Annotated in this window: 12 protein-coding genes; 7 read left to right on the forward strand and 5 right to left on the reverse strand. The window is 64.6% G+C overall.

The window, feature by feature from the left end:
- The first annotated feature begins 33 nt into the window (after positions 1–33).
- Complete coding sequence (locus tag ACFVJ5_RS07365; RefSeq protein ID WP_379219019.1) at positions 34–1,281, forward strand: sensor histidine kinase; 1,248 nt, start codon at positions 34–36, stop codon at positions 1,279–1,281.
- Positions 1,278–1,976: a response regulator gene (locus ACFVJ5_RS07370; RefSeq protein WP_379219020.1), complete on the forward strand. Its 699-nt coding sequence runs from the start codon at positions 1,278–1,280 to the stop codon at positions 1,974–1,976. Before ACFVJ5_RS07365 ends, ACFVJ5_RS07370 begins: the two co-directional genes overlap by 4 nt.
- On the opposite strand, the gene ACFVJ5_RS07375 is transcribed toward ACFVJ5_RS07370, so the two are convergent.
- Positions 1,927–2,751 (reverse strand): CPBP family intramembrane glutamic endopeptidase, encoded by an 825-nt coding sequence (locus ACFVJ5_RS07375; protein ID WP_379219021.1) that lies wholly within the window; start codon positions 2,749–2,751, stop codon positions 1,927–1,929. The two genes, ACFVJ5_RS07370 and ACFVJ5_RS07375, sit on opposite strands and share 50 nt — an antisense overlap.
- A gap of 1,003 nt (positions 2,752–3,754) precedes the next feature.
- Here ACFVJ5_RS07375 and ACFVJ5_RS07380 point away from each other — a divergent pair.
- The 4 genes from ACFVJ5_RS07380 to ACFVJ5_RS07395 all read left to right on the forward strand — a co-directional run bounded on the left by ACFVJ5_RS07380 (position 3,755) and on the right by ACFVJ5_RS07395 (position 7,525).
- The gene (locus tag ACFVJ5_RS07380) at positions 3,755–4,339 is read left to right on the forward strand and encodes a TetR/AcrR family transcriptional regulator (RefSeq protein WP_379219022.1); all 585 of its coding nucleotides are present in this window, start codon (positions 3,755–3,757) and stop codon (positions 4,337–4,339) included.
- A complete protein-coding gene (locus ACFVJ5_RS07385; RefSeq protein ID WP_379219023.1) occupies positions 4,336–4,713 on the forward strand; it encodes a hypothetical protein in 378 nt (125 codons plus the stop codon). The genes ACFVJ5_RS07380 and ACFVJ5_RS07385 overlap by 4 nt, the downstream gene beginning before the upstream one ends.
- Before the next feature lie 830 nt (positions 4,714–5,543).
- Positions 5,544–5,963: a hypothetical protein gene (locus ACFVJ5_RS07390; RefSeq protein ID WP_379219024.1), complete on the forward strand. Its 420-nt coding sequence runs from the start codon at positions 5,544–5,546 to the stop codon at positions 5,961–5,963.
- 917 nt (positions 5,964–6,880) lie between these two features.
- Positions 6,881–7,525, forward strand: a complete 645-nt coding sequence (locus tag ACFVJ5_RS07395; protein ID WP_379219025.1) for a hypothetical protein — start codon at positions 6,881–6,883, stop codon at positions 7,523–7,525.
- Between the two features lie 194 nt (positions 7,526–7,719).
- Here the strand turns inward: ACFVJ5_RS07395 and ACFVJ5_RS07400 are convergent, their stop codons facing one another.
- Together ACFVJ5_RS07400 and ACFVJ5_RS07405 are read right to left on the reverse strand one after the other, a co-directional pair.
- Positions 7,720–7,944 carry a hypothetical protein gene (locus tag ACFVJ5_RS07400; protein WP_379219026.1) on the reverse strand — a complete coding sequence of 75 codons (225 nt, stop codon included), beginning with the start codon at positions 7,942–7,944 and terminating at the stop codon, positions 7,720–7,722.
- A complete protein-coding gene (locus ACFVJ5_RS07405; RefSeq protein WP_379219027.1) occupies positions 7,934–8,344 on the reverse strand; it encodes a helix-turn-helix transcriptional regulator in 411 nt (136 codons plus the stop codon). The genes ACFVJ5_RS07400 and ACFVJ5_RS07405 overlap by 11 nt, the downstream gene beginning before the upstream one ends.
- A 239-nt stretch (positions 8,345–8,583) precedes the next feature.
- On the opposite strand from ACFVJ5_RS07405, the gene ACFVJ5_RS07410 reads away from it, so the two are divergent.
- Positions 8,584–9,819 carry a Scr1 family TA system antitoxin-like transcriptional regulator gene (locus tag ACFVJ5_RS07410; RefSeq protein ID WP_379219028.1) on the forward strand — a complete coding sequence of 412 codons (1,236 nt, stop codon included), beginning with the start codon at positions 8,584–8,586 and terminating at the stop codon, positions 9,817–9,819.
- Positions 9,820–10,288: 469 nt separating this feature from the next.
- Here ACFVJ5_RS07410 and ACFVJ5_RS07415 read toward each other — a convergent pair whose 3' ends face one another.
- Complete coding sequence (locus ACFVJ5_RS07415) at positions 10,289–10,885, reverse strand: AAA family ATPase (protein ID WP_379219029.1); 597 nt, start codon at positions 10,883–10,885, stop codon at positions 10,289–10,291.
- Between the two features lie 490 nt (positions 10,886–11,375).
- Positions 11,376–12,110 (reverse strand): class I SAM-dependent methyltransferase, encoded by a 735-nt coding sequence (locus ACFVJ5_RS07420; protein ID WP_379219030.1) that lies wholly within the window; start codon positions 12,108–12,110, stop codon positions 11,376–11,378.
- Position 12,111 lies beyond the last annotated feature (1 nt).

A 12,111-nucleotide genomic window follows, 5' to 3' on the forward strand; every position in this document is an offset into this window, starting at 1 on the left:
CATCGGATCAGGGGAAGGTCGAGCGGAGTTCTCGTGGAGCGACCTGATGCCCTGGCCGTCACCACCTACCGGTGGGGCCGTGATCATGGGCTACTTTTGGATTCGATCTTCGCCGGTACGCTGCTCGTACTGCTCGGTTCGGCGAGCGCGTTCATCGCCGGTTGGCCTGGTCTGGTTGTCGCTACCTTCACGATCATTCCGCTCGCTGTGCGCCGCCGGTACCCGATCGGGGTCTTGGCGTGGAGCCTGGCGATGTCGGTCCTTCAGCTCATCGTCATCCCGATCCCGCTGCCGGGCAACGTCGCTCAAGCGGTCGTCGTCTACACCGTCGCCGCGAACGTCGCGTCGCTCGGCGTGCGATTGTGCACCTTGGTGGCAGCACTGGCCGGCAGCCTGCTCGCCGGGTTCAGATGGAGCACACCGCCTGACTACGGACGGCATTCGCTGGCAGCAGCGGGGGTACTCGGAGTTCTTGCTGCGCTCGTCTGGGTGATCGGGAACCTTGTTCGCGGACGTGAGGAGAATCTGCGCCAGCTCGCCCACGCCGTTGTCCAACTTGAGCAGGGACGGCGCCGGCTCGAACAGTTCGTCGCACAGCGTGAGCGGGTGTCGGCGGCCCGGGAGATCCACGATATCGTCGCGCATTCCCTGACTGTCGTCATCGTCCAAGCCGACGGCGCCGCCTACGCCGCTGCCAACGCTGACCGATGGGATCGCACGCAGGCTCGGGAGGTCCTCGATGTCATCGGTGCGACGGCGCGGTCGGCGCTGGCCGAGGTGCGCACCGTCGTCGACGTGCTCCGCGATGTGGACACCCGCGAGGTCGACACCGTATTCGGGGCCTGCCACGACGGTCAGGCCACCGGCGCCGAGCTGCGCCGACTCGTGGATTCCGTTCGCGCCGCGGGCGTGCCGGTCGCATTCGACGAACATCCGGCGACCTTCGACGCTCTGCCGCTCCGGCTGAGATTCGTTGTGCTGCGCGCTGTTCAGGAATCGCTGACCAATGTCCTCAAACACGCGGGCTCGCCGGTGAACGCCCGGGTTTCCATCGAGTGCACCCCCGCCGATCTGTGCCTGCGCATCGTCGACGACGGCCCAGGCCGCCGCGGTGATGGACCCGCCACCGGCACCGGCGCTGGACATGGCCTGGCCGGCATGGGGGAACGAGTGCACGAGCTGGGCGGGCAGTTTCGCGCCGAGCACCGACCGGTGCGAGGATTCGAGGTCACCGTGGTGATTCCGCTGAACACCTCGCTCGGCGAACGGAGCACAGCATGACCGAAGCCGTCCGCGTCTTCCTCGTCGACGACCAGGAGCTCGTCCGCACCGGGTTCGCGATGATCGTCGATGCGACGAACGGGATGAGTGTCGTCGGCGGTGCCGGCGATGGCGAGTCCGCGCTCGCGCTGCTGCGACGACCCGAGAACCGCTGCGATGTCGTTCTCATGGACATCACCATGCCCGGAATCGATGGCATCGAAGCCACGCGCAGACTCCTCGCCGAGCCCGACCCGCCGCGGGTGCTGATGCTGACCACCTTCGATACCGACGAGTTGCTGGTCGAGGCGCTCCGGGCCGGAGCATCGGGCTTTCTCGTCAAAGACGCAGGTGCACTGGAGCTCGTTGCCGCCATCCGCGCGGCAGCCCTGGGGGAGGCGCCGATCTCACCGAAATTGATGCGGCGACTGGTCGACTCGTTCGTCCTCACCGCGCCTGCACCACACCCCGGTTCGGACGGAACTTCCCCCGGCGATCCGAGCCTGGACGCCCTGACCGTCCGCGAACGCGAGATCCTCGCCGCTGTCGGTCTCGGCCTCACCAACTCCGAGATCGCCGCGCGACTGCACGTGGCCGAGTCGACGGTGAAGACCCACCTCGGCTCCGTCCTGCGCAAGCTCGGTCTCCGTGATCGTGTGCAGGCCGTCATCCTCGCGCGATCGGTGCGAGCGAGGGCTGCGCACGGCACCGAGTGAGCGTCGCGGTTCGCACTGCGATGGCGACGGCGCATACCGCTGTGCCGAGGAGTACGAACAGGCCGGTGTCTCCGGCCAGGTATTCGTTGACCAGGACGGGGCGATCGGTGGTGATCGCGTAGGTCGCGAGGATCGCGAACGTCGCGTTGTGCGCGAAGTGCGCGAGGACAGCGGGCCACACACTGCGCGAGAGCACCCGCAGGTACCCGAACACGAACGAGAACGCGATCACGCTACCGCCGAAGAGGACGAGCACGAGAGGGCGTTCACCCTCGGCGTGATAGTAGGGCGTGAGCAGGATGTAGGGCAGGTGCCAGCCGATCCAGATGACGCCCACAACGAGCATCGCCCACCGTTGACCGAGAAAGGCCAGGCGCGGCTGCAGATATCCGCGCCAACCGAGCTCTTCGGCGAAAGCAAGGATCGGGCCGGTGATACCCAGCACGAGCGTTGCTTGGAGCCAGTCACCTGACGGCGCAGTGAAGTCCGCGGCACCGACCACGACGGCGCCTGCGAACGCAAGCGCCGATACCCCGGCTGTGGTGATCAGTGCCAGTGGCCAGAATCGGGTCCCGGCTTTGCTCATGCCCAGGCGGCGCCATCCCTCGCGCGTGTAGCCCTCTCGAGTGATGACGAGCAGCATGACCAGCACCGTGAGCAGTGGCGAGATCGCCAGGACGAGCCCCTCGGCGATGTTGGCGGTGCACAGAGAAATCCCGAGGACCAGGACGGTGAAGACGATCGACGAGGTGCGATCGGAGAGACGTTCGAACACGCGGGGAGCCTTCTTTCCAGAGACCGACCGACCAAGCCTGATCGACAAGGCATCGAGAAACATCCACCGCGGATGGGGTTTTCATACACCGACGGCATCCGGTCTCGCACCGCGAACCTAGTACTTCGAGATGAGGACCTGGATGCATCCTTGTGCCCTCCCGATGCCCGACGCCAACGCGGCGCAGGGGTGCATCGAGACGAGGACACCGACGATTGCGGACACCCATTCAGGCCCCTGGTGCCAGGAACCGGGTCGTGGCCGGGGCGGGTCGCTCGCACGTGGGTGGGCGTGTGGCTGCTCGACGTGCACGTTCGGCCACGACGCCTGAGGGCGCGGCTGGCATTGAGGAAGACCGTCGGCGTCCTCGAGAAGACCGACCCTCGCGGTGACGACGATGACCGGTGCTCCGGTCGGTATAGGTCGACAAGTTCCCCACGACAGCGACGTTCACTGTCGCTGATCCCAATCCCGATCCGTACGTGAGGGTCTACTGACACGGGCCCGCAGTCAAGCAAATCCTGTTGTCACCGTGACATTTCAGGCTAGGTCTTGAAGGCAGCGACTGTGCCACTCGGCCAACTCTGCGCTACCAGTCCCGTGCCCGCCGAGAACCTGCGGAGAAGACTGGGCGGTAACCCCTCTGCCATGGTGCAACGCGAGAGGTCCTGCCGAATTGTGGAACCGACCCCGTTCGCACCCTGCCCGCCTGGAGCGCGCTCAAACTCAGCGGCGGGGACAGCCACGCCTCCCGAGGTAATCGACGTGGTCATCGGCGTCCTCACTGAGGAGGCCACAGTGGGAGAGCGGTTGGCCGAGTGTCCAATCAGCCACTCCGGGCAGGCGGTATGGCTGCGCCTGGACGAGGTTTCCGATGCCGCACGCTCCGGGGGAGATTGGCGAAATCGCCCCCGCGGTGAGTGCACGACTTATCCAGCCAGAACATTGTGCGAGCTCCGTCACCCTTCGATTTACCATACGGGTAGACCCGTATGGTAAATCTGTGAGTACACATCCTCCCGCCGGGCGCCCCCGCGATTACCGCATCCACGCGGCCATCCTCGAAGCCGCCGAGCAGCTCGTCGTCGACATCGGCTACTCGGCGACCTCGGTCACCGCGATCGCGGCGCGCGCCGGGGTCGGCAAGGACACGATCTATCGCCGCTGGTCGGGGAAACCCGAATTGATCTATGAAGCTCTGTTCACTCGCGTCGATATGGGTCCGGTACCCGACGAGGGGGCGGTGGAAGCCGATGTGACCGTGTTGGTCGCGGCATTGATCGCCGAGTTCAGCGCGCCCGCCGCGGCCGCTGCGCTGCCGGGTCTGCTCGCCGACTTCGCCGCCGATCCGAAGCTGCGGGCGGTGCTGCGTGATTCGTTCCTCGCCCCGGCGAAGCTGCGGATGATCGAGATCTTCGAACGGGCGCGGGCCCGCGGCGAGGTGGGGGAGGATGTCGCGGTCGAGCTCGTCCTCGACACCGTCGCCGGCGCGGTCTTCTTCCATCTGGGTGTGCTCGGGGAGCCGGTAACGGCGGAATTGGCCGATCGGCTCGCCAGGATTGTCACTGCCGGGGTGGGGTCGCGATGAACTGGTATCTGCTCGCCGCGGGCCTGACCGCGGCGGTGGTGTCGGCGATCCACATCGTCGCCGGGCACGTCGATCCGGTGCGGCCGCTGCTGGCCAGCTCGATGGCCGATGTTCCGAAGCGGACCATGCACGCGGTGTGGCATATGGTCAGTGTCGATCTCGTCGCGACCGCGTCGACCCTGCTCGCGGTGGCGTGGTGGCAGCCGGTGGGGTTCGAACTGGTAGCGGTCCTGACCGCCGTTCGGTACGCGGCGTACTCGGTCGTCTTCGTCGTGATCGCGTTGCGTGTGCCTGGCCGTGCGCCGTTGTTGCGTCTGCCCCAGTGGATCCTGTTGGCGCCGGTGGCTATTCTGGCCGGCCTCGGCGGTTGGTAGGCGTTCGGAAAACCTCATGGGAGGCAAGTTCTGGCGACCTCGTTTGGTGAGATGCCGCGCGCTGTCCAGATCGGAGCGTGGATGCGCTGTTGCGTTCGGCAGGCTTCGAACATCCGCTGTCGAACTCGCCGACGACTACGACGTCGATCAGGTCGGAGACGTAGTCGGTATCGGCGATGTCGGCCTCGGCCGATGCATGGGGAGCCTCGAGTATCGCGCCAGGTGTTGAAGGCGTCCAGTTCGTCACGCACCACCGGAGTAGCTCGAGCAGTGGCGGAACGGCTTCGGCGCAGTGGTATAGCGGTACCGGTGCGCGACCTCAAACGAGACTTCGGCCGAAGCATGCACCGCGCCCCGGACTGCGTGGCGCGAGTATCGTGACCACCTCAGCCGAGAATCTTTCGCGCTACGCCCGGAGCCTGGCAGTGGGAATATGGACCCACTTTGCAGCGCGAGTTCGCAAGCCGCCATTCCGAACCTTGCGGGTACCAGCTGCGAGCAACCGCTGAGAAACGGTTACGGCACTAGTTGGGAATCGCATCTCGCGTGCAGAATGTTGGTCAACCAGGCCGGTTGTTCGCAACCAATAGGCCTTTTCAGAAGGACTTTGTACTCTATTTGCCTCGTATTTGCGATGGTGGGATCGGGCCGTGAAACACTGCGCCCCAAGGATGTGAGGTTCTCAAGTGACAACTTCCAAACTGCTCGTTTTGTTTCGCGGCGGATCCGAGTCCGTCATCAATGACCATGTGCCGACAATTGGGCGCCACAAACACGCCGTCCTAGCCCTACTCTCGTGCCGTGACACACCGGGATCCGAAGATGCTGACGTGGCGACCACCGCGATGCCCCCCGGCGGTTCAGACGAATCCGGAAGGGTGGGCGGCGACGCAGTTCTCGACCCCCGAACTCCTCTGGCGGCGGTAATGACGATCGAGCTGTATGTCATCGCCCGCCTCGACGTCGGTGATGCTGCGGCCGATGTGTACACCAGCGAGGTCCATTTCAGCCATGCCGTCGACGGCGCTTTCTGCGGCCGCGCTACCACAAGCTGGTCGAGGTCACTGAGGCTGGCACCGGACACCTCCGTCGACCTCGACGGGCTCGACCGGACGCTGGTCGATGCTGGGTACTACCGCACCAGTGGCTGGCGCGCACGGGTCACAGCCAGCGGCGCTGTGCGGTACTTCGCCGACGCAGCAGTCGGCATCGGAGATACGTCTCACTCGGCCAGCCGGGCGTCCAGTTGAGCGGCCCGCCGTCAGAATCCAGTCGATGGTGGCAGGTCCGATCTGAGGCGGGCGCGTCGTTGTCGTCGTTGCCGTGGAGCTGTTCGAGCCTGAACACTGTCTCGTATTGAAGGGCGACGATGACGACCATGAGGCTGCCGATTCCGACGATCTCCTCGATCGCCCGCCAGTCGGGGCGGCGGGTTCGCCGATCGGGTCACCACTGACGCGGTCAGCGCTCGATGGTGTCGTGTGTAGCCAAGCCCTGCCCCCTGGCGATCTCGTGCCTTGGCTGGCGCCGGCGATGAACCTAGCTCGAGATAGCAGGGCGAGCTGCTTTGCAGTGCGCACCACGTCGCGGTTCGTGCATGGGGTCCCGCCTGTTGCCTACCTGGCGTTGAAGAGCCTGTTGAGGCGAAAGTCGAAGTGCGGCACGGTCATTGCTCGCATCGGATCGACGGAGGACGGGGGCGAACCAGCCCGGCGCGCTGGGCAACACGGTGGGCTGACCTGCGGCACCGAATAGTTCCCTGGCGTACGGTTTGTTCTATGGGCAAGCTGGCCAACTGCGGCTATGGCACTGCAGCCGGGCAACGAGATGCTCGGTCCGAGCAACGCGCTCCTGTACTGCCATGCGCGGCGATGCCGATGCGGTTCGGTACGCGGCGCGAATACGCCACCCCGTGGCTGCGAATTCGCCCCGATATTCGCGCATCGGTGTCGGGCGCTCTCGCAATCGTCTTGCATACCAGAGCGGGAGGCCCCCTCGACCTGTCGACAGTGTCCGACGGGAGAACTCGAGGTCGACTACCGGGAGCCAGTAGCCGCTGCGCCAGCGTGTCAGTGCGCCTCCTGCACGAGCACATGACGATTCAGCGGGCCGAGCGCATCGGGAACCGACTACCGATTCGCCGAGTCCGAATCGGCTCACCGCGGCGATGAACGGATTCGACACAGGACGTACCGACGAGCGTGAAATCGACCTGCAGGTCTGGCAGGAAGTTGCCAGGATCCGCAACGAGTGGGCCGTTGATGTCACCCTCACCTCGGCCGAACGCCACCTGGCGGTCGAGGAGGAAGCCGCCGAGCTCACCGCCCGGATCAACGGGGTCGAATCCCAGCTACTCGAGCAGGCGCTCACCGCGTGGATCGACGCGCACCGCGGCGAGATCCCGACCGCGGCCATCGTGGCAGCACTGGCCGCGTCGACTCGCGGCGAGTCTCAACGGCAGGTGCTGTGCGAGCACCTCTACATCCACGTCCTGCCATCGACAATCGCCCGTCACCACGCGGTCGCCGGGCGGACGGCGGCGCGCCACCGCCGAGTCAAGGCGTTGACGGGGGCGGACCCGGAGCGGTGGCGCGAACGCGCCGTGACCCCGTCGCCGTCGGCGGCGGCCATCGTGCGGCGGAGCTGGGGTGTCGTTCACTCCGGTGACTTCGTCATCCTCGCGCTAGCCCTGGTCCAGGTGCGCCTCGATGGCGGTATGCCGATTCCGGTCACCCCGCTGGATCCGCTGGCAGATGAACTGGCGGCAACTCTGCACGCCCAGCTGATAGCCGAGGGTCTTCCCCCGATCTGAGATCCGGGCCGGAGAAGCTGGCCGGAACCGAGCGACCTGCTCGTAGCGATGCCAGTCATGCCCGATCGAATCGACTGCGGCACGTGCTGCAGGTGGCCACCACGATCGGCGCCGAGTCTCTCGACCGGGGTTCGCAAGCCGCCACCACCGTCGAAGGTGAGCACCGCGGTACCCGTCGGTTGGTGGTCGCCGCCTCATCGTCGGATGATCAAGGCGAGGATCATGAGACCGATCGTCATCGAGGTCGCGCATCCGCCGCCGCCGACGATGATTGCGTTGGTGACCGTCGAGCCCCCCGCCGCGGTGAGGATCCCCCCGAGAAGTCCCATGACGATGGCGAATTCGATGACGACAAGCAGAGCGAGAACCAGTAGCGCTGTGCGGGTCTTGGTAGGTGGTTGTTCCGTGTCACCAGACACGTGGGCTCCCTGGCTCGAAACGGATGCCGCGACCCAGTGTCCGCCGCGGGGAAGGTGACCGCTTCTGCGGCCGGGGTGGTGATGCGGGGTCCGACTCGCGGGCGCCGAGGAGTTCGGTTGTGGTGGTGATCGCCTTCACGTCGACGTTGAGGCTCTGCGCGATCCGGCGAGCCAGCGGGAGCAGGCAGGCCCGACGGCCGGCTTCGATATTGGTCAAGTGCCCCGAGCTGATTCCGACGGATTGAGCTAGGGAGGCGCCACTTAGCCCGCGCGCGTTGCGCAGAGCTTTGATGGTGGCACCGACTCTGACCTTGTCATCCCCTTGTCGCATGTCGAGATCGTAACGATGAAGTGGCACGATTTGCCAGCTTGAAAAGGAAAGTCTTGCCTGTTCAGGCATCGAGGCAGGTCCTTGCGCGTGTCGCCGACGGGCGGCTATTCGTTGGAAGTTTCCAGAGGAAGTGGCATAGTATGCCCATGGCTGGCGATGGTGGCTGGAAGCGCTTGGCGGCGTGTATCGTCGCTCGGCGGAGAGAGCTGGGCATACCCACCCGACATGGGCTAGCTGAAGCAACCGGTTTGAGTTACCGGCTCCTCGGAGACCTCGAGCGAGGTTCGCGCCCGGTGTCGGAAGGATCCTTGGCGATCATCGAACAGGCACTGGGTTGGTCGGCAGGCAGTGCCCGCGAAGTACTGTCCGGGCGCGAACCATGGGTCGTCGAGAACGCGACCGAGGAGTCGCAATCCGCCGCGCAGCGTGCACTGGGGGAGGCCTATCGCATCGCTGCGGACATCATTCAAACCGGCGACGGATCACACGGGGCCCGCCTGGGACAGGTTCTCGGCGATCTGAGCGAATCGCTGCGCCATTCGCCGGGAAGTGGCGCCGCGGATCCCACCGAACGAGCCGACGATGTCCCCACGGCAGGAATGATGATCCCGCGCGCAAATCAAACCGTTCTGCGGATCGCGCTGGGTACATATCTGCGCGATCAGCGAGAAGAACGGGGAATTTCGATCGAAGAAGTCAGTGAAAGAATCGGATGCGAGCCCGACGTTTTGGAAAGTGTCGAGAGTGGAAGCGCGAAATTTGATCGCAATTCCGTCGGCGCCGTCCTGACATCGTACGGTGTCAACGATCCCGCAATTCATCGCGACTACAAAAAACTGACAGATACCGCGGATCAATCGGGTTGGTGGACCGAGTATTCCGATGTTCTCCCGGCCTGGTTCAAGAAATACCTGTCGTTGGAGCATCGCGCCATCCTCATCAGGGCGTTCGAGGCTCAGTATGTGCCTGGGCTGCTTCAGACGGCCAACTACGCGGAATCTGTCATCAAGCAGATGATCGGTGATGATGGATTGAATCGCCGGGTGTCGTTGCGAATGGAACGCCAACGGCTGGTGCTCGCTCGTGGTGGCACGAAGCTACGGATAGTGATCGATGAATGCGTCCTCCACCGGGTTCCTGAGGGCGCCGACATGGCAGTGCAGATTCAGCACATCATGGACGCAGCACAACGAGGCAACATCACAGTTCAGATTCTACCCATGAGCAACTACGAGACATTGAATCCGGGATCGTTCAGTCTCCTGCGGTTCGACGACAAGGAAATGCCCGATCTGGTGTACATGGAGCAGCTTTCGAGCGCGCTCTATTTCGATCGCCCAAATGATATCGAGAAGTATCGACGACAGATGGATCTGATCGAAACGTCCGCACTCACGCCCGAGGAATCACTCGACTTTCTGGCGGACCTGCGTACACGCGGGGCGGTGCCGACCAGTCGCTCGCGCAGCCAATCGACGCACAGATCCGGACTGCTGCCATCCGAGGAGTTTCCCGCACCGGAGATGCATCGCGCCTGCATCTGAGCGAGACCCCCCACCGGCCTGAACCCGACATGCCCTGAGCGGGCGAACCGGGGGGCTGGTCGGCCTATATTCGCGAGTTGATCGAGCAGGATTTGAAACCGCCTATGCCGTGACCCGCGGGGTCAGGGCAGCGGGATCTGCAGGTGGTGGCCGCTGCTCACCAGGGCCGATGGTCTTGGCCCGGGCGCGTAGGCGGCAGCCGGTGTCGATATGAGCGGTGCAGGTCTCGGAGTTTGCGGTGTCTTTCTCAATGGCCAGCAGGTTGATCACCGAGGGATACTGTTGAGCTTGTCGTAGTCGCTGCGTTCGGAGACTGCCGCGGCGCCTGTGGCTCGGACTTGGAACGGTTCTTTTAGGTCGGTGCGTTGGTGGGTGAGCCACGAGCTTCGACGACGAGAGGCTGAGCCGTCCGCTCGAGCGCAGCGGGCTGACTTGGAGCAGCTGGTGCATTGCCGCAGCGAGACGGTCGTCACTTCGGGACTTTGGCGAACCGGGCGATCGCTTCGAGATCTGGACAGTAGCCATCGGTGGTATCGACGGTGAGCGTGGGCACGTCGAGATCGACCGATTCGAAACGCTCAACTGAGTGGCTGCCAGCGGTGATCTCCGCGATGAGATCCCGATCGTTGTGCGCCTGGCGATGAGGGTTGATCTCGGCGCGGCGGATGATCCGGTCTTGGATCGCGGAGGTAGAGGCTGTGCAGTGGATGATCCGGATATCGGCGACCGGTACAAGCGGCAGCAAATTCGGCACCCACAATCGTCGCTGGAAAGCAGCCTCGGCAACCACCGTGACACCAGCCCGCACCAACACGGCGAGGACATCGAAGAATGCTGTCAGCGTAGGCATATTCAGCTCATCCCAATCCCGCTCGAGCGTCTGGGCGGCGGTCAGGACCATGCCCTGTTTGATTTCGTCTCGGATGATCGCGGGAACTCCGAGCCGCTGGGCAATCGTGTGCGCGAGAGTGGTCTTGCCGCTCCCTGCCGGTCCGCTCACCACTATCAGCGCTGGCAGGAACTGGACATCGCCTTCTCTGCCCCGCCCTGAGACGCCTTCCACCATTGCCTCGTCCCTTTTCCTCGTCGTGATCGGCGCCCCGCTCCCATCCCGAACGGGCCTGGCGGCGCTCATGATCTCCCACGCCCAGCTGGCTACTTCGAGCAGGCCATCTCAGGCCGGGGGCTGACGCCCCGCCTCTCACAACTGCTGTGTACCTGCGTAGATCAGTCATCGAACCACAGCAGAAGGAGGACGGGTTGAGAGTCTCAGCTTGCCCTGGAACGCGGCTTCTTCGACAACACTGCCCCTACCAGCACGGTCAGGGTATCGGAGAATGCGTGCAGCGTCGCAATGTTCAGGTCGTCGACCCGGTCTCCGATGACCGTGTGCTGGCCAGGACTATGCCCTGTTTGGTTTCGTCATCGGATGATCGCGGTGGCACCGACCGCGCTGGCGAGGGCGTTGGCGAGGCTCGATTTGCCCGATCAGGGAGGGCCGCTGACGACCACGACCGCTGGCTGCAGGGGAATTCGACGTTGCGCCTTCTCGCACTTCAAGCATCGGCGACGATCCGACTTTCTCCAATGGTGGGTGTGGTGAGGCGGTAGGCGATGAAGCCGGGTCGGCGGGTGAGGGTTTCATATTCGACGGGATGTGTGCGGGCCATTTGAGCAGTGGGCTGATGTTCGGTGATCGCTGCGATCGTGAAGTCTGCCGCGGTGAACTCCGCGCACCATGCTTGCAACGGTTGGCGCCAGAAGCGGTGCGTGATGCCGCACGACCACTTCTGCTCGACCCACTCGGTATCGAAATAGCTGCCGTCGGCGGTGATCCAGTCGGCGGTGGGGTGGCTGGTCGACACGATCAGGTGCCCGCCCGGGCGCAGGACGCGGTGCAGTTCGCGCAGCAGCGCGATGCGGTCGTCGATGTAGTGGATGACCAGGGCGAGCAGGCCGACATCGACCGAGTTGTCGGAGAGCCAGTACAGGGGCTGGGTGAGGTCGTGCTGGCGCAACGTGATCTGACCGACGACGTGACGGCGAGCGAGGTCGATCATGTTCGCGCTCGCGTCGATAGCGATGACATGGGCGCCGCGGGCGAGGAGTTCGGTGATGTAGAGGCCGGGCCCGCAGCCGGCGTCGAGAACGACGCGATCGGTGAGGTCTCCCAGTAGGTCGAGTACGGCGGGCCTGTCGTAGTGGGCGTTGTAGGCGCTGTTGGCGGCCTCTTCGGCGAATGCGGCGGCGCGTTGTTCGTAGGAGGTGGTGACAGCGTCATCGGCGAGCATT

This window comes from Nocardia sp. NPDC127606, from assembly GCF_042671725.1.
Taxonomy (GTDB): Bacteria; Actinomycetota; Actinomycetes; order Mycobacteriales; family Mycobacteriaceae; genus Nocardia.

What these genes read in the sequence shown, in the direction of transcription:
- ACFVJ5_RS07370 (WP_379219020.1), top strand. Translation starts at nt 1,278, where the DNA reads ATGACCGAAGCCGTCCGCGTCTTCCTCGTCGACGACCAGGAGCTCGTC.
- ACFVJ5_RS07385 (WP_379219023.1), top strand. Translation starts at nt 4,336, where the DNA reads ATGAACTGGTATCTGCTCGCCGCGGGCCTGACCGCGGCGGTGGTGTCG.
- ACFVJ5_RS07395 (WP_379219025.1), top strand. Translation starts at nt 6,881, where the DNA reads ATGAACGGATTCGACACAGGACGTACCGACGAGCGTGAAATCGACCTG.
- ACFVJ5_RS07405 (WP_379219027.1), bottom strand. Translation starts at nt 8,344, where the DNA reads ATGCCTGAACAGGCAAGACTTTCCTTTTCAAGCTGGCAAATCGTGCCA.
- ACFVJ5_RS07415 (WP_379219029.1), bottom strand. Translation starts at nt 10,885, where the DNA reads ATGGTGGAAGGCGTCTCAGGGCGGGGCAGAGAAGGCGATGTCCAGTTC.
- ACFVJ5_RS07420 (WP_379219030.1), bottom strand. Translation starts at nt 12,110, where the DNA reads ATGCTCGCCGATGACGCTGTCACCACCTCCTACGAACAACGCGCCGCC.